Origin of the sequence: Rhodococcus olei (assembly GCF_039540555.1) — a bacterium.
In the GTDB taxonomy this organism is placed as follows: Bacteria; Actinomycetota; Actinomycetes; order Mycobacteriales; family Mycobacteriaceae; genus Rhodococcus_G; species Rhodococcus_G olei.
The window spans coordinates 178,853-195,288 of the sequence record NZ_BAABFB010000066.1; the positions used below are offsets into that span (position 1 = coordinate 178,853).

Here is a 16,436-nt window from a genome sequence, read left to right on the forward strand (position 1 = left end):
AATGCCGGGAGTGGTATCTCGAAACAACCGCGTCCGAGACTTCTCGACATTCGGGCGCGCACGCGGTGTGCCCTGGTTTTGCGGAGGAGGCGCACGTGAGCGGCGACCGGGTCGACACCCTCTGTGCGTACTGCGGGGTCGGGTGCGGACTGACCCTCGACATCACCACCGACCCGGCGACGGGACGCCGCACGGCCGCGAAGGCGGCGGGACGGAAGACGCATCCCACGAACTTCGGCCGGCTGTGCACCAAGGGCAACACCACCGCGGACATGCTCGCTGCACCCGGACGGATGACGTCGCCGTATCTGCGCCGCGAACGCGGCGCCCCGATCGAGTCCGGCGACATGGACGCCGTGATCACCGAGACCGCGCGGCGATTGCGGGCGATCGTCGACGAGCACGGCCCCGATGCGCTCGCCCTCTACGTGTCGGGACAGATGTCGCTCGAAGCCCAGTACCTGTCGAACAAGCTCGCGAAGGGGTTCATCGGCACCAATCGGATCGAGTCCAATTCCCGGCTGTGCATGGCCAGCGCCGGCACCGGCTACAAGCAGTCCCTCGGCGCGGACGGGCCACCCGGCTCGTACCAGGACTTCGACCGGGCGGACGTGTTCTTCGTGATCGGCGCCAACATGGCGGACTGCCACCCGATCCTGTTCCTGCGGATGATGGATCGGGTCAAGGCAGGCGCGAAGCTGATCGTCGTCGACCCACGTCGCACCGCGACCGCCGACAAGGCGAGCCTGTTCATGCAGATCGCGCCGGGCACCGACCTCGCGCTCCTCAACGGGCTGCTGCACCTGGTCGTCGCGAACGGACACACCGACCCCGACTTCATCGCGGAGTTCACCGAGGGGTGGGACGCGATGCCCGGCTTCCTGTCCGACTACCCGCCCGACCGGGTCAGCGAGATCACCGGCATCCCCGAGGCAGACATCCGGCAGGCGGCGCAGTGGATCGGCGAAGCCGGCGACTGGACGAGCTGCTGGACGATGGGGCTGAACCAGAGCACGCACGGCACCTGGAACACCAACGCCATCTGCAATCTGCACCTGGCGACCGGCGCGATCTGCCGACCCGGCAGCGGCCCGTTCTCGCTGACCGGGCAGCCGAACGCGATGGGCGGCCGGGAGATGGGGTACATGGGCCCCGGCCTCCCGGGGCAGCGGGCCGTGACATCCGACGCCGACCGGGAGTTCGTCGAGGACCACTGGAACATTCCGCGCGGAACGCTGCGCACCGAGATCGGCGGCGGCACGATCGACATGTTCTCCCGCATGGCCGCCGGGGAGATCAAGGCCTGCTGGATCATCTGCACCAATCCCGTTGCGACGGTGGCCAATCGCAAGACGGTACTGGCCGGACTCGAGCGGGCGGACCTGGTGATCGCCCAGGACGCGTTCCTCGAGACCGAGACCAACGACTACGCCGACATCCTGTTGCCCGCCGCGCTGTGGACCGAGTCGGAGGGGGTGATGATCAATTCCGAGCGCAACCTCACCCTGTTCCAGCAGGCGCTCGACCCGGCCGGTCAGTCCCTCCCGGACTGGCAGATCATCGCCCGGATCGCTTGCGAGATGGGCTATTCGGAGGCGTTCACCTACTCCTCCGCGGAGGAGGTGTTCGAGGAGATCAAGCAGTTCGCCAATCCGCGGACCGGGTACGACCTGCGCGGGGTGACCTACGAGCGACTGCGGAGGACGCCGATCCAGTGGCCGTGCCCACCCGGGACCGACACCGACCGCCACCCGATCCGCTACCTCAACGACGGGGTCAGCCAGACCCTGCTCGTCCGCGAGGACGGCACCACGCCGCGGCTCGCGTTCCCGACCGCGAGCGGGCAGGCGGTCTTCTTCGCCCGCCCGCACATGCTGCCCGCCGAGATGCCCGACGACGACTTCCCGTTCCTGCTCAACACCGGTCGGCTGGCGCACCAGTGGCACACGATGACGAAGACCGGCAAGGTCGCCAAGCTGAACAAGCTCAATCCCGGCCCGTTCGTCGAGATCCATCCAGGGGACGCCGCCCGTCTCGGTGTCACGGACGGGGACCGGATCGAGGTGGCGTCCCGCCGCGGCCGCGCGGTGCTGCCGGCCACGGTCACCGACCGGGTCCGGCCCGGCGACTGCTTCGCCCCGTTCCACTGGAACGACGTGTTCGGCGAGTACCTGGCCGTCAACGCGGTCACCAACGACGCGATCGACCCGGACTCCCAGCAGCCGGAGTTCAAGGCCTGCGCGGTCACCCTCACCGCGGTGGCCGCCGTGGACGAGCCGGCCGCCGACCCCTTCGCGCAGGCGCCACCGCACCCCGCGGCACCGTCGATCACGGGCCGGACACCGACGCAGGAGCACACACTGTCCCAGATCGACACTCTCGCCGACCTTCTCGGCGTCTCCGCCGACCCGACGCCCACCCTCGGCGCACTCGAGCGCCGCTTCCTCGCGGGACTGGTCGCCGGGCTGCGCAGCGATGCCGGCCGCCTGGCCCCGGGGGTCCCCGCGCTGCCCGCGAGCGCACCGTTCGATCCCGCTACCCGCGCCTGGGTCGACGGCGTCCTGGCCGGGCTGTTCTCCCGCACCTCGGTCCCGGGGTCCGGCAGCGGCGAAGCCCTCCCCGGCGGCGGTGCGGTCCCCGTCCTCGGCGGCGGCCCGGCGACCCCGGATCGCACCGGAGACGAGTCCGCCGCGCGCGCTCCGATCGTGGTGCTGTGGGCCTCGCAGACGGGCAACGCCGAGGAGTTCGCGGCCACCTGCGCGGCCTCGCTCACCGACGCGGGCCTCCCCGTGAGCCTGCACGACATGGACACCTTCCCCGCCGCGGACCTCGCCGGCACCCGGGAGGTGCTGGTGATCACCAGCACCTACGGCGACGGCGACGCACCGGACAACGGCGCCGGCCTGTGGGATGCCCTCTCCGGCGACACCGCACCGACGCTACCCGAGACCCGTTACGCCGTACTCGCATTCGGTGACTCCACCTACGACGACTTCTGCGGCCACGGACGCACACTCGACGCCCGCCTCGCCGAACTCGGCGCCACCCGCATCCTCGACCGCGTCGACTGCGAACCCGACTACGAGGACGCGGCCGCATCCTGGCTGACCGCGGTCACCGAGGCACTCCGGACCGCTCCGGTACTCGCCGGCGCCGGTGGCGCCGCGACGGCAACTGCGCCGACCCCGGTCACCCGGGCGCCCGCCCCCGCCATCGACACCCCGCCGGCGGTCACGCGGTACACGCGCAAGACCCCACTGGTGACATCGATGACCCGCAACGTCGCCCTGTCGCTGCCGGGGTCGTCGAAAGACGTGCGGCAGTTCGGTTTCCACCTGCCCGACGGCACCCTCGAGTACGAGGTGGGCGACGCCCTCGGGGTGTGGCCGCGCAACGCGGCGCCGGTCGTCGACGACTGGCTCGCTCTCGCGGGCCTCGACGGCGACACGACGATCGAACTGGCCGACCACGGCGCGATGACCTTGCGCGCCGCGCTCACCGACCGCCTCGAGATCACCCGTGTCACGACCGAGCTGCTGCGTTTCGTCCACGACCGCACCGGGGACGACGAGCTCGCCGCGATGCTGAAGCCGGAGAGCAAGGCCGCGCTCGACGACTGGACATGGGGTCGTCAGTCGTTGGACGTCCTCGCCCGCACTCCGGTGCGGGTGCCGGCGGCGGAATGGCTGACGGTCCTCAACCCCCTTCAGCCGCGGCTGTACTCGATCTCGTCGAGTCCGAAGGAGAACCCGAACGAGGTGCAGCTGACGGTCTCGGCCGTCCGGTACAACGTGCACGGCATACCCCGGCGCGGGGTGTGCTCGACCTACCTCGCCGACCACGCCCAGAACGACCCCGTCGGCATCTTCGTGCAGAAGTCCCGAAGTTTCCGGCCCCCGTCCGACCCCGGCACACCGATGATCATGGTCGGACCCGGCACCGGTGTCGCACCCTTCCGCGCCTTCCTCCACGAACGCCGGGCACTCGGGCACACCGGCCCGAACTGGCTCTTCTTCGGCGAGCAGCACGCGGCCACCGACTTCTACCACCGCGACGAGATCGAGGAACTGCGCCGCGACGGTGTCCTCACCGAACTCGATCTCGCGTTCTCTCGCGACCAGGCCGAGAAGGTCTACGTCCAGGACCGCATGCGCGAGCGGGGCGCCCGTCTCTGGGAGTGGCTGCAGGACGGCGCCCACTTCTACGTGTGCGGTGACGCCGCCCGCATGGCCAAGGACGTCGACGAGGCCCTCTGCGGCGTCGTCGCCCGGCACGGGAAGCTCGCACCCCGCAGCGCCGAGGCCTACGTCCGGGCCCTCGCGGCCGAGAAGCGGTACGTGCGCGACGTGTACTGACGCCACCGCGGCGGATCAGGACCCGACAATGCGTCACAATTGACGAGGAATCTCCGCGGATGCGAGTCTTTGATGGCCAGCATATCCGTATGTGCGAAAGGAAGACCATGCCGTCGCTTCGCATCAAGGACGCCGCCGGCCTGCTCGGGGTCAGCGACGACACCGTGCGCCGCTGGATCGACGGCGGCACGCTGCCCGCCGACCGGGACGCGTCCGGCCGGATGGTGATCGACGGGAGGGTGCTCGCCGAGTTCGCCGTCGAACACGCCTCTCCCCCACCCAATCCACTCGGCTCCGGCAGCTCGGCGCGCAACCGGTTCGTCGGCCTGGTCACCAAGGTCACCGCCGACACGGTGATGGCCGAGGTGCAGATGCAGTGCGGGCCGTTCACGGTGGTCTCGCTGATGAGCTCGCAGTCCGTGCGCGAACTCGGGCTCGAGCCCGGCTCGGTCGCCGTCGCGATGGTCAAGGCCACCACCGTCATCGTCGAAACCCCCGAAGGCAGCTCCTGACCACGAAAGGCAACCCCATGACCCTCGTCCGCGGACGCCGCACCCTGGCGACCCTGTTCGCCGGCGCAACCGCCGTCGCCCTGATCGCCGGGTGCTCGAACTCGTCCGGCGACGACACCGCACCGACCACCGCGGCCACGTCCGGTGCGGCAACCGGCGACGTGACCGTCTTCGCGGCGGCGTCACTGAAGTCCACCTTCACCGAGCTCGGCGAGATGTTCGAGGCCGCCCACCCCGGCACGTCGGTCACCTTCAACTTCGCCGGGTCGTCCGACCTGGTGGCGCAGCTCCAGCAGGGCGCCCCGGCGGACGTCTTCGCCTCCGCGGACACCAACAACATGACGAAGGCGCAGGATCTGGTCGCCGGCACTCCGGTGAACTTCGCCACGAACACGCTGACGATCGTCACCCCGCCCGGAAACCCGGCGCACGTGACCTCGTTCGCCGATCTCGCGAAGCCCGGAGTCCAGGTGGTGGTGTGCGCGCCGCAGGTGCCGTGTGGCGCGGCCACCGAGAAGATCGAGAAGGCCACCGGCGTGACGCTGACGCCGGTGAGCGAGGAGTCCTCGGTCACCGACGTGCTCGGCAAGGTCACGTCAGGGCAGGCGGACGCCGGCCTCGTGTACGTCACCGACGCGACGGCCGCCGGCGACAAGGTCACCGCGGTGCCGTTCCCGGAGTCCGCCGGAGCGGTGAACACCTACCCGATCGCGACGTTGAAGGCCTCCGACAACCCCGACGCGGCCACCGCGTTCGTGGCACTGGTGACCGGAGCCGAAGGGCAGAAGGTGCTGTCCGGGGCCGGGTTCGCCGCGCCGTGATCTCCGGGTGGCGGGCGGGGCACGACCCCGACGGGCAGGTGCGGATCGGCCTTCCCGGATGGACGTACCTGCCCGCCGCCCTCGGGGTCGCCTTCCTGACCCTGCCCCTGATTGCGGTCTTCACCGAAATCGACTGGGGCGACTTCGTTTCCCTCGTCACCTCCGAATCCGCCCGCACCGCGCTGGTACTGAGCCTGAAGACCGCGAGCGCGAGCACGCTGGCCTGCGTCCTGCTGGGTGTCCCGATGGCGCTGGTGCTGGCCCGCGGCCGCTTCCGCGGCCGCTCGATGCTGCGTTCGCTGGTCCTGCTGCCGCTGGTGATGCCGCCCGTGGTCGGCGGGATCGCGTTGCTCTACACGTTCGGACGCAACGGCCTGCTCGGCCAGCAGCTCGAGGCGTTCGGCATCCGGATCGCGTTCTCCACCACCGCCGTCGTGCTGGCCCAGACCTTCGTCTCGCTGCCCTTCCTGGTGGTCAGCCTCGAAGGCGCGCTGCGGGTGTCGGGCCGGCGCTACGAGGAGGTCGCCGCCACGCTCGGGGCCCGGCCGACCACCGTGCTGCGCCGCGTGACGCTGCCGTTGGTGCTGCCCGGGCTGGCGTCCGGAGCCGTGCTCGCGTTCGCCCGTGCGCTCGGCGAGTTCGGGGCGACGATCACGTTCGCCGGATCGCTCCAGGGCGTCACCCGCACGCTGCCGCTCGAGATCTACCTGCAGCGCGAGACCGACCCGCAGGCCGCGGTCGCGCTGTCGTTGCTCCTGATACTGGTTGCGGTCGCGATCGTGCTGCTGACCCATCGTCACCGAACGGCGGGAGTCCTGTGAGCGCGTTGCGGGTGCAGGCCCGGCTGACCCACCGCGGCAGCGCGTTCGACGTGACCCTCGGCGACGGCGAGGTGCTCGCGGTGCTCGGGCCGAACGGGGCAGGCAAGTCCACCCTGCTCGGCCTGATCGCCGGGCTGCTGCGTCCGGACGACGGCATCGTCACCGTCGGGGGCCGCACCCTCACCGACACCGGGTCCGGGGTGTTCGTGCCACCCCACGACCGCGGGGTGGCCCTGCTGTCCCAGCAGGCGCTGCTGTTCCCGCACATGACGGCGGCGGCGAACGTCGCGTTCGCACCGCGCAGTCGTGGCCTGTCACGCTCCGCGTCCCGGCAGGTCGCCGCCCACTGGCTGCGTCAGGTCGACGCCGAGGACCTCGCCGCCCGCCGGCCGTCCCAGCTGTCGGGTGGGCAGGCACAACGGATCGCGATCGCCCGCGCACTCGCCGCCGAGCCGCGGCTGCTGCTGCTGGACGAGCCGATGGCGGCGCTCGACATCGCGGTCACGCCCGCGCTGCGCGGCCTGCTGCGCCGGATCCTGCGCGAGCAGCGGCGCACCGCGGTGATCGTCACCCACGACCTGCTCGACGCGCTCGCCCTCGCCGACCGGGTGATCGTCGTCGAGTCCGGTCGGGTCGTCGAATCCGGCCACGTCCGCGACGTTCTCGCCGCACCACGCAGCGCGTTCGCGGCGCGGATCGCCGGGGTGAACCTCGTCGGGGGCACGATGGCCGGCCCGGGCGTCCTCGAAACATCGTGGGGTGTCACGGTTTCCGGGTCGGTCGATGCGGGCGGCCCGGCGGCCGGCGGGTCCGGGGTCGCGTTGTTCGCACCGAGTGCGGTGGCCGTGCACACCGAAGCGCCGCACGCCAGCCCCCGCAACGTCTTCGAGGTGACGATCGCCGAACTCGAGACGCACGGCGCGGCGATCCGCGTGCACGCCGAGGCGAACCCCGACGGCAGCACCGGGCCGGTCGCGGACGTCACCCCGGCCGCCGTCGCCGAACTCGATCTCGCCCCCGGGCGGCGGGTGTGGTTCGCGGTCAAGGCCCAGGAGGTGTCGCTGCATCCCGCGCTCCCGGCCGTCCCCGACCCGCGATGACGCCCCGGGTCGGTGCGCCGGGCGAACACCGGGCTACCCGGAGTCGGGCGCGACCCGCAGGACGCGGTCACCGGACCCGTTGTCGGTGGTGATCAGCAGGCCCCCGTCGGGGGCCAGGGTCGCCGAGCGCAGCCGGCCGAACCGTCTCTCGAGCGCCGAGCTCTCGTGGGCGACGTACCGCCCGTCGTCCGACAGCCGCAGCAGCACCAGCTTCTCCGCCTGCTGGCTGGTCACCACCAGCACGCCGGACCACTCGCCCCAGCCCGGCCCGTCGAGGAAGGTGCCGCCGGGTGTCGCGATCGTCGGGTCTCCCGACCTCCACACCGCGACGATCGCGCCCGGCACCCGGTCCGGATCGGTCATCGGCACCGACTCGTCGTAGCGGCCCGGTGCGCGGTCCGGCCGGTAACCGTAGTTGCCGCCCGCGGTCAGCAGGTTCACCTCGTCGTCGACCCGGGTGCCCTGCTCGATGCCGTACAGCCGCCCGGTTCCCGGCTGCAGTGCCAGGCCCTGCACGTTCCGGTGACCGAGGGTGAACACCGGGCTCGCCGGGTCCGGGTTCCCGGCCGCGGGGGTGCCGTCGGTGTCGACGTGCAACACCTTGCCGCCCAACGACGCCCGGTCCTGCGGCACGGCCGGGGAGGCGGTGTCGCCGGTGCCGATGTAGAGGGTGCCGTCGGGGTGCGCGAGCACTCGGCAGCCACCGTGCCTGCCGCTCGGCGCGAGCGGAATTCCGGTCAGCACGTCGGCGCCGCGGGTCAGGGTGGTCCATCCGTCGTCGACGGTCCAGGACACCACCCGGATGTCGCCGACCGGCGCGGCGCCCGCTCCCCGGTGGCCCTGGCAGGTGTACAGCGTCCGGTTCGCCGCGAAGTCGCGGTCGAGTGCGATTCCCATCAGCCCCGTCTCCCCCGCGGCGAACAGGTCCGACAGGTCGGCCGTCACCTCGCCGGAGGTGCCGTCGGCCCGCTCGACCACGAACCGGCCGGCCCGCTCCCCGGTCAGGACCGCGCCGTCCGGGGCCACCACGACGTCCCACGGATGGGCCAACCCGTCGAGCACGGTGCTCACCCGAACCGCGGGACCGGCGTCGTCCGACGCCGCGTCGGTGCAGGCCACGGCCACCGACCCGACCATGATCGCGGCACCCAGTGCCGCGCCGATCCCGAGCATCCCGGCCATGTCCGAATCCCACATCCCCGTCGCGGTCGAACCAACGATAGCGCCGCGCCCACGGCCCGTCCGGGGCAAAGCGAACCGACGGCCGTGGGTCCGTGCCGCCGCCGAACACGTCCAGCGCGTCCGCAGGGAGTGGGAGTGCTACGGACGTGCCGGGAAGGTCATCTCGTAGTCCTCGAGCCGCACCCGGCGGGTGCGGGCCCGGTACCGCCACGAGGAGCCCGGCCACAGCGCATGGTTGGTGCCGCGTCCGTCGAGGTACCAGCTCGCGCACCCGCCGGTGCTCCACACCGCGGTGCCGAGCCGGCGCTGCACCTCGTCGTGCGACGCGTCCTGCACCGACTCCCGGACGTCGAGGGCGACGGCCCCGGACCGGTCGACGGCCGCGATCGCGCCCAGCACGTACCGGATCTGGGACTCGATCATGAACACCACCGAGTTGTGGCCGAGGCCGGTGTTCGGCCCGGACAGCAGGAAGGCGTTCGGCAGTCCCGCGACGGTGATCCCGAGATGGGTGCGGGCACCGGCCGCCTGCCACCGCTGCTGCAGGGTGATCCCGTCCCGGCCGGTGAGCGGCAGCCGGGCGAGCGCGCCCGCGACCCGGAATCCGGTGGCGAGGACGATGACGTCGGCCGCCCGCATGACGCCGTCCGCGGCGACGACCCCGTCCGGGGTGATCCGCTCGATCGGGTCGGTGACGACCTCCGCCCCGGGTCCGGCCAGTGCGGGAAAATAGGTGTCGGAGTATAGGATCCGCTTGCAGCCGATGCGGTGCTCCGGGGTGAGGGCACGGCGCAGCCCGGGGTCGGCGATCTGACTGGTCAGGTGCCGCCGGGCGCGGCGCTGCAACCGCGCCGACGCCGTCCGGGGCCCGGCGAGGGCGGGCACCAACGCCTCCGCCCGCCAGTACTCGACCGCTCGGGCGACCCGCCGCAGTCGTGGCGCACGGGTGCCGCGGGCGGGTAGCACCCAGGACGGGGTCCGCTGGTACAGGGTCAGATGCGCTGCTCGCCCGGCGATCTCGGGCACGACCTGGACCGCGGAGGCGCCGGTGCCGATCACCGCGACCCGCGCGCCGTCGAGGTCGACCCCGTGATCCCAGTCGGCCGTGTGCATGACCGGACCGCCGAACGTGTCCGCTCCCGGAATCCGCGGCAGCTTGGGCAGATTCAGCGCCCCGGTCGCGACGACGAGGAACTGCGCCGCGTAGCGGCGGCCGTCGACGGCCGCGACGTGCCAGCGGGCGGAGGCCTCGTCCCACCGGCCGTCGGCGACCTCCGCGCCGAGGACGATGCGGTCGCGCAGCGGTGCGGCCACGCCGGTCAGATAGTCGAGGATCTCCGGTTGCCGGGCCCGCGCCGTGGTCCATCGACCCGGCGCGGCGGCGTAGGAGTACAGCACCGACGGGACGTCGCAGGCGCTGCCCGGATAGGTGTTCGCCCGCCAGGTTCCGCCGACCCCGGTGGCCTTCTCCAGCACCAGGAAGTCGCGCTCACCGGCGCGCTCGAGCGCGGCCGCCATGCCGAGGCCGGCGAATCCGGCCCCGATGATCAGCACCCGCGCGGACCGTACGTCGTCACTCGTCACACCCATACTTGAACAGTGTTCAAGTATGGGTGCGCGAAGGCAAGTCACAGATACGGGCGGTCCCGCCGCCGGGTCAGTTCGCCGACCCGCCCGAGCTCGAACCCGGGCCCTGGCCACCCACGGACGCGATGCGGTGCACGCCCGCGACGGCGCCCTGCAACAGGGTCCCGTCCGGCATGATGTTCCCGGCCAGCTGCAGGGTGTTCTGGCCGGCGCCCTGACCGATCTGCTGCGCCCTACGGACGTGCCCGGTCTGGGCGTCGGTCACGGTGTACTCGTAGGTGTCGTCCGGCCCCGGCTGCCCGCCGGGCGAGCGGCGCGCGATCGTGTAGATGCCGCCGTCGGCCAGCGAGAGCTTGGGCACCGCGGCCGAGCGGACCTCGTTCGTCCACTTCGTCGCGCAGCCGCTGCCGTCCGCCGCGACGTCCACGCGCACCATCCCGCCGGTGAAGTCCGCGGTCGGCGGCACGCTGGGGCCGAGGTCGACCGGGTAGGGGTAGCCGAACGTCGACGCCACGAAGACGCTGTTTCCCGAGCCGATCGGCGAGTTCTCGGTGCCGGCCACGACCGGGGTCGAGCACACCGTGGAGCCGTCTGCGGTGCGATGGACCAGCAGGTTCTCCTGCGGGGCGGCGTTGTCGGTGATCGCGATGTACTCGGTGCCGGTCCGCGGCCCGAAGAACGTCGGGGTCGCGCCGGTGCCGTGGCTGAGCTGGCCCGGCTTGCGCCCGGGGCCGCGGTCGTACTCCTTGCGCCACACCACCTGCGGCGTGCCGCTGTCGTCGATGCGCAGCAGGTAGAGCGCGTGGGTGGTGGCCACCGACATGCCCTCCGGGGCCGAGGCGATGCTGTTGGCGACACCCTCCCCGGCGCCGAGCAGGATCGACGAGGCGACGCCCGTGGCGGTGTCCACGACGCCGACCGTCGCGCGGGAGGTGGCGAACCACACCTTGCCGGAGTGGTCCGGGGTCGGCGCGACGACGTTGTCGCATCCGGGTGTGCCGCAGAACTTCTCGGCCGCCGACGCGATCGAGGTCGACTCCGCGGTGAACAGGCGCCACGATCCGTTCGGGCCACCGCGGTCGTGGCCGATCCGCACCAGGTTCTTCCGCCCGTCGACCGCGACCATCCGGTTCGCGTTGTCGAGATAGCCGTAGACGCCGGAGAACAGCCCGCCCTTCGGCAGCGCCAGCGACGCGAGCGACGCCCCGGTGCCGGGGTCGAGCAGCTGCACGACCGGCGACTGGTCGGCGTTGGAGCTGCACAGGGCCTGCACCACGCCGTCGGAGCCCATCAGGATGCTGGCGCAGTTGGCGCCGAGCGGGGCGAACGTCGAGCGCACGGCGCCCGCGCCGGGCCCGGCGAACGGGGTGCTGTCGGACGCCTCCGAGTCGCCGTGCTGGAACGCGGTGCCCACGGGACCGGCGGCCGGGTTCGGGGGCGGCAGCGGACCGAACTTGCCCGGCGCGGCGCTCGCCGCGGCGGCGATCGTCAGTGCCGCGGTCGCCGCCAGGGCGGCGGCGAGAACGGGCGTGGTCGTGGCGCGGATCACGGTACCTCCAGGTTGCCGGGGCTCGCCGCGGCGAGCATGGACTCGATGTCGGTGAATTTGGTGCGCGGCCGGCCCTGGGTCCGGCCGCGATCGCGTTCGGCGGCGTCGATGGCGCGCCACCCCTCGCCGTCGACGACCTCGGGACTGCGGGCGCGGAGCAGCGCGGTCAGGGTGTCGCGGTTCCCGGTCGGTGCCACGAGCCGTCCCGCGACGGCGTCGTCGAGCAGGTGGGCGACCGTCTCCTGCGCGCACCGCTTGTTGGTGCCGATCACGCCGGACGGACCCCGCTTGATCCAGCCCGCCGCGTACACGCCGGGCAGCGGCGCGCCGGTCCGGGGGTCGGCGACCCGACCGCCCGCGTTGGGAATGACCCCGCGGTCCTCGTCGAACGGCAGTCCGGGCACCGCCGTGCCGCGGTAGCCGATCGCGCGCAGCACCAGGGAGGTCTCGATGCTCTCGTACCGGTCGGTGGGTTCGGCCCGCCGCACGCCGTCCTCGTCGACCAGCGCATTGTGCACGATCCGCACGCCCTCGACGCGACCTTCGCCGAGCATCACCACCGGAGAAACCATATAGCGCAACACAATTCGCCTGTTCCCCGGGGTCGGCGGACGCTCCGCGTACTCCGCGGCGACGGCCGTCTTGAGCGCCGTCGCGGCGTCGGACGCGTCGTCGCCGGCCGCCCCTCGGGCGTGCTCGTCGAAGGCCAGGGCGTCGACGACGACGTCCACTCCGGGCAACCGGCCCAGCGCGATCAGCTCCGGGCTGGTGTAGGCCGCCTCGGCGGGACCACGGCGACCGAGCAGCACCACCTCGCGAATGTTGCTCGCGCGCAGTGCCTCCAGCGCGTGGTCGGCGATGTCGGTGGCCGCGAGCTCGTCGGGGTCCGACACCAGGATCCGCGCCACGTCCAGCGCCACGTTGCCGTTGCCGACGATCACGACCCGCTCTCCGGACAGGTCGAACCGGGCGTCCGCCCGGTCGGGATGGCCGTTGTACCAGGCCACGAACTCGGTCGCGCCGTGACAGCCGGCGAAATCCTCACCCGGCACCCCCAGCCGCCGGTCGCCGGCGGCCCCCACCGCGTAGATCACGGCGTGGTGGTGCGCCATCAGGTCGTCGTGCGACAGGTCGGCGCCGATCTCGACGTTGAGGCGGAACGCGAACGCCGGATTCGACGTGGTCGCCCGGAAGACGTCGGTGATGGCCTTGGTACCGGGGTGGTCGGGGGCCACCCCGGCGCGGATCAGGCCCCACGGGGTGGGCAGCCGATCGAACATCTCCACTTCCACGGCCGCCCCGGCCCTGCCGATCAGGTCCGCGGCGGCGTAGCACGCGGCCGGGCCCGACCCGACGATCGCCACCCGCAGTGGCGTCGTGTCCGGCGGCAGCGTGACCCGTCCACCCGGTTCCAGTGCGTCCCACGACGATTCGAGTGGATGGCGGTCGAACCAGTCGGCGTTGACGGACGCGTAGCGGGCGTGCTCCTCGGGCAGCTCGTCGGCCGCGAAGATCGCGTCGACCGGGCACTCCTCGGCGCAGGCGCCGCAGTCGATGCAGGTGCCGGGGTCGATGTGGAGCATCTCCGCGGTCGCGAAGCCCGGATCGGCCGGTGTGGGCCGGATGCAGTCGACCGGGCACACCTCGAGGCAGGTCGCGTCGTTGCAGCACGGCTGCGTGATCACGTAGGCCATGACCGGGACTCAGACGTCCCACTCGACCGGCAGCGACCGCGGTCCGCGCAGCGCGGCGGCGACCATGCTCGTCACCCTCGCCTGCTCCTCGGCTCCGGCCCGCAGACGCAGCCCCGGCAGCCGTTCGAGCAGCACCGCGAGGGCTGTCTGCATCTCCACCAGCGCCAGCCAGTTGCCCAGGCACGCGTGCGGGCCGCCGCCGAACGCGGTCGCGGGCATGACCTGCCGGGTGATGTCGAACCGGTCCGGATCCGGGTACGTGGCCGGATCCCGATTGGCGGCGGTGATCGCGAAGATCATCGGGGTGTTCGCGGGGATGTCGATGCCCTCCCAGGTGACCGCCTCCGGGCAGAAACGCGGCAGCATCGCCACCGGAGGCTCCCAGCGCAGACCCTCCGCGATCGCCCAACGGATCTGCTCGTCCGGATCGGCCCGCACCAGGTCGAGCTGATCCGGGTGGGTGAGCAGCGCGGACAGGGTGCTGCCCAGCGACAAGTGGGTGGTGTCGGCCCCGGCGGGAAAGAGCAGACGCAGGAACGCCAGGATCTGGTCGTCGCCGAGTTCCTCGCCCTCGACGTTCTCGCCGACCAGGGTGGAGATCAGGTCGTCTCCCGGGTTCACCCGGCGCTCCGCCAGCACCGGGGTGATGTACTCGGTGAATTCGCGGGAGGCCCGCATCGCGGCGTCGGCGTCGACCGGGAAGTTGAACAGGTCGTGCGCCCACCGGGCCATGTCGGTGACGTCCCGGTCCGGCAACCCCAGCAGCGCCGAGATGACCCGGACCGGGAACGCGGTGGTGAACTCCGCGACCAGATCCGCCTCGCCGCGGTCCGCGAACGCGTCGACCAGCTGGTGGGCGATCGGGGTGATCAGCGGCTCCGCGAGCGCGGCGGTCGCCAGCCGGCGGAACGGCCTGGACACGAGCGCCTTGTTGATCCGGTGTTCGCGCCCGGTCATGCACTGCAGCGTGTGCCCGAGCACCGGCCCGGTGGACAGCGGGTAGATCGCCTTGGCCGGAAAGATCTTCTCGTCCCGGAACGCGGCGGCCACCAGGTCCTCGGTGAGCAGCGCGATCGCCCGCACCCCGGCGAACGGCACCACCGCATACGGCTTGCGTGCCCGCAGATCCGCGAGCGTGGCGTGCAGATCGGGGTTGTCCTCGAACGCGAAGTCGATGCCGTCGATGTCGAGGTCGGCGAGGGTCGTGGCGTCCGGCATGGTCTGTCTCCTTGCTAGTGTGGCGAATATTCGTCACATCAATGGCGCATTTGTGTGGCGGAGGAGTGTAGGAGGTGACATGGATCACGACAAGACCCAGTTCCCGCGTCGGGGCGACTCCCCACCGACCGACCGCGTGGTCGCGATCGTCGAGTTGCTCGCCGCCGAACCCCGCGGCTGCTCGGTCGCCGAGGTGACGGAACGTCTCGAGCTGAGCCGGTCGACGGTCACGTCGGTGCTGACCGCGCTCGAGCACGCCGGGTGGGTGCGGCGCGGACCCGACCGCAGCTACACCCTCGGTCCCGGGCTCGTCGGGGTCGCGGACGCGGTGCGCGACTCGCTTCCGTTGTCGGACGGCGTGTCCGACGTGCTGTCCGCACTCGCCGACCGGATCGGGTGCGGGGTGGCGCTGAGCGTCGTCCAGGGCGAGCAGCTGACGTTCCTGGAGGTCACCCGCGGGCGCGGGCGCATCCCCGCCGGCGTCGCCGCGGGGACGCGGCTGCCGTTGCACGCGCCCGTCGGGGCCACCGTGATCGCCCATGCCGAGCAGACCCGCCAGGACGCCTGGCTGGGCGGCGCACCCGAATCGCAGCGGTACGCGTTGGAGCGACTGCTCGCGCAGATCCGCCGGACCGGGGTCGCGGTGTTCCAGATGCGTGAGACCGACGCACACCTGCTCGACGTGCTCGCGGACGTCGTCGAACTGCTCGCCGAGCATCCGACCCGAACGGCGTTGCGCGAGCGTGTGTTCGGACTGATCGCGAGCCTCAGCGGGCACCCGTACACGACCGCGGAACTCGACGGCGACACCCCCCTGCCGGTGAGCTACCTGATCGCCCCGGTCCGCGACAGCCGCGGCGAGGCCACGTACGAACTGCAGATCGGACCGCTGCGACCGGCCGTCACGAAGGCGGAGCGCGACACCCTGGTGCGCGAATTGCTCGCCACCGTCGACGCACTCGGCACGTCGATGGTCGCGGACGGCGGGGGACGCCGCCGGTGACGCCCGCTCGTCGAGTTCCCCCACCATGACGGGTTGCGGTCACGGCCGAGCACCGGGCGCGCCCGATCGGTCGCGGGGTGGCGTTGCGGACGTGCCGCACATGCGACGCCGACAAACCACCCGGTTCCGTACGCGCGAGTAACGACTTGTGGCATCTAGTGTCAAAATGCGGCGTCCACCTCCCCCTCCATGGACGGCGTAGGCCCCGCCGACAATGCCCCCGCGTCGGCGGGGCCGCACGGATCCACCCACCAGGCTCCTCGCCACCGACGGAGACCACGCAGCCCGAGGAGAATTCATGAGAATTCCGCTTTGGATCGGCACACCTCTGGTGCTCGCATTGGCGACCGCCGACGCGGCCCTCGACCTCCAGACCCGAGCCGTGGGCGCACTGACGCGGGCCGTGATGCGCCGGACGTTCGTCGTCGCTCACGACGAACTGGCCTGGTACTCGACGCACGAGGAAGACACACACAGCCGGTCGGCGTGACGCCGCAGGGCCACCTCACCGGGGTCGACGCCGACACCACCGCGGTTCGACCCCGGGCCCCACGCGACGACGAGATCGAGGGTCAGGGTGCGGGCACGGTGTCG

Annotated in this window: 12 protein-coding genes; 7 read left to right on the top strand and 5 right to left on the bottom strand. The window is 72.0% G+C overall.

What is annotated here, in order from left to right:
- The first annotated feature begins 95 nt into the window (after window positions 1-95).
- The 5 genes from ABD951_RS21855 (at window position 96) to ABD951_RS21875 (ending at window position 7,609) form a co-directional block, all read left to right on the top strand.
- Window positions 96-4,355 (top strand): bifunctional nitrate reductase/sulfite reductase flavoprotein subunit alpha, encoded by a 4,260-nt coding sequence (locus ABD951_RS21855; RefSeq protein ID WP_345350118.1) that lies wholly within the window; start codon window positions 96-98, stop codon window positions 4,353-4,355.
- 107 nt (window positions 4,356-4,462) lie between these two features.
- Window positions 4,463-4,867, top strand: coding sequence for a TOBE domain-containing protein (locus ABD951_RS21860; RefSeq protein WP_345350121.1), 405 nt, complete (start codon window positions 4,463-4,465; stop codon window positions 4,865-4,867).
- 17 nt (window positions 4,868-4,884) lie between these two features.
- On the top strand, window positions 4,885-5,688 hold the full coding sequence (modA, locus tag ABD951_RS21865) for a molybdate ABC transporter substrate-binding protein (protein ID WP_345350124.1): 804 nt from the start codon (window positions 4,885-4,887) through the stop codon (window positions 5,686-5,688).
- Window positions 5,688-6,509 (top strand): ABC transporter permease, encoded by an 822-nt coding sequence (locus tag ABD951_RS21870; protein WP_425569921.1) that lies wholly within the window; start codon window positions 5,688-5,690, stop codon window positions 6,507-6,509. Before modA ends, ABD951_RS21870 begins: the two co-directional genes overlap by 1 nt.
- The gene (locus tag ABD951_RS21875) at window positions 6,506-7,609 is read left to right on the top strand and encodes a sulfate/molybdate ABC transporter ATP-binding protein (RefSeq protein WP_345350130.1); all 1,104 of its coding nucleotides are present in this window, start codon (window positions 6,506-6,508) and stop codon (window positions 7,607-7,609) included. Before ABD951_RS21870 ends, ABD951_RS21875 begins: the two co-directional genes overlap by 4 nt.
- Before the next feature lie 33 nt (window positions 7,610-7,642).
- Here the strand turns inward: ABD951_RS21875 and ABD951_RS21880 are convergent, their stop codons facing one another.
- The 5 genes from ABD951_RS21880 to ABD951_RS28745 form a co-directional block, all read right to left on the bottom strand.
- Complete coding sequence (locus ABD951_RS21880) at window positions 7,643-8,746, bottom strand: PQQ-dependent sugar dehydrogenase (protein WP_345350701.1); 1,104 nt, start codon at window positions 8,744-8,746, stop codon at window positions 7,643-7,645.
- Between the two features lie 183 nt (window positions 8,747-8,929).
- Window positions 8,930-10,381, bottom strand: a complete 1,452-nt coding sequence (locus ABD951_RS21885; RefSeq protein ID WP_345350133.1) for a flavin-containing monooxygenase — start codon at window positions 10,379-10,381, stop codon at window positions 8,930-8,932.
- 67 nt (window positions 10,382-10,448) lie between these two features.
- Window positions 10,449-11,927, bottom strand: coding sequence for a hypothetical protein (locus ABD951_RS21890; protein ID WP_345350136.1), 1,479 nt, complete (start codon window positions 11,925-11,927; stop codon window positions 10,449-10,451).
- Window positions 11,924-13,621 carry an FAD-dependent oxidoreductase gene (locus tag ABD951_RS21895; protein ID WP_345350139.1) on the bottom strand — a complete coding sequence of 566 codons (1,698 nt, stop codon included), beginning with the start codon at window positions 13,619-13,621 and terminating at the stop codon, window positions 11,924-11,926. Before ABD951_RS21895 ends, ABD951_RS21890 begins: the two co-directional genes overlap by 4 nt.
- A gap of 9 nt (window positions 13,622-13,630) precedes the next feature.
- The gene (locus ABD951_RS28745) at window positions 13,631-14,353 is read right to left on the bottom strand and encodes a cytochrome P450 (RefSeq protein ID WP_425569909.1); all 723 of its coding nucleotides are present in this window, start codon (window positions 14,351-14,353) and stop codon (window positions 13,631-13,633) included.
- A gap of 565 nt (window positions 14,354-14,918) precedes the next feature.
- Between ABD951_RS28745 and ABD951_RS21905 the strand changes: the two genes are divergently transcribed.
- Window positions 14,919-15,842: an IclR family transcriptional regulator gene (locus tag ABD951_RS21905; protein WP_345350145.1), complete on the top strand. Its 924-nt coding sequence runs from the start codon at window positions 14,919-14,921 to the stop codon at window positions 15,840-15,842.
- A gap of 298 nt (window positions 15,843-16,140) precedes the next feature.
- Window positions 16,141-16,332 (top strand): hypothetical protein, encoded by a 192-nt coding sequence (locus ABD951_RS21910; RefSeq protein WP_345350148.1) that lies wholly within the window; start codon window positions 16,141-16,143, stop codon window positions 16,330-16,332.
- Window positions 16,333-16,436: the final 104 nt, after the last annotated feature.

Bases quoted from the DNA above. Each gene is read 5' to 3' on its own strand.
- ABD951_RS21905 (WP_345350145.1), top strand. From the start codon at position 14,919: ATGGATCACGACAAGACCCAGTTCCCGCGTCGGGGCGACTCCCCACCG.
- ABD951_RS21860 (WP_345350121.1), top strand. From the start codon at position 4,463: ATGCCGTCGCTTCGCATCAAGGACGCCGCCGGCCTGCTCGGGGTCAGC.
- ABD951_RS21895 (WP_345350139.1), bottom strand. From the start codon at position 13,621: ATGGCCTACGTGATCACGCAGCCGTGCTGCAACGACGCGACCTGCCTC.
- ABD951_RS21885 (WP_345350133.1), bottom strand. From the start codon at position 10,381: ATGGGTGTGACGAGTGACGACGTACGGTCCGCGCGGGTGCTGATCATC.
- modA (WP_345350124.1), top strand. From the start codon at position 4,885: ATGACCCTCGTCCGCGGACGCCGCACCCTGGCGACCCTGTTCGCCGGC.
- ABD951_RS28745 (WP_425569909.1), bottom strand. From the start codon at position 14,353: ATGGCCCGGTGGGCGCACGACCTGTTCAACTTCCCGGTCGACGCCGAC.
- ABD951_RS21910 (WP_345350148.1), top strand. From the start codon at position 16,141: ATGAGAATTCCGCTTTGGATCGGCACACCTCTGGTGCTCGCATTGGCG.
- ABD951_RS21880 (WP_345350701.1), bottom strand. From the start codon at position 8,746: ATGGTCGGGTCGGTGGCCGTGGCCTGCACCGACGCGGCGTCGGACGAC.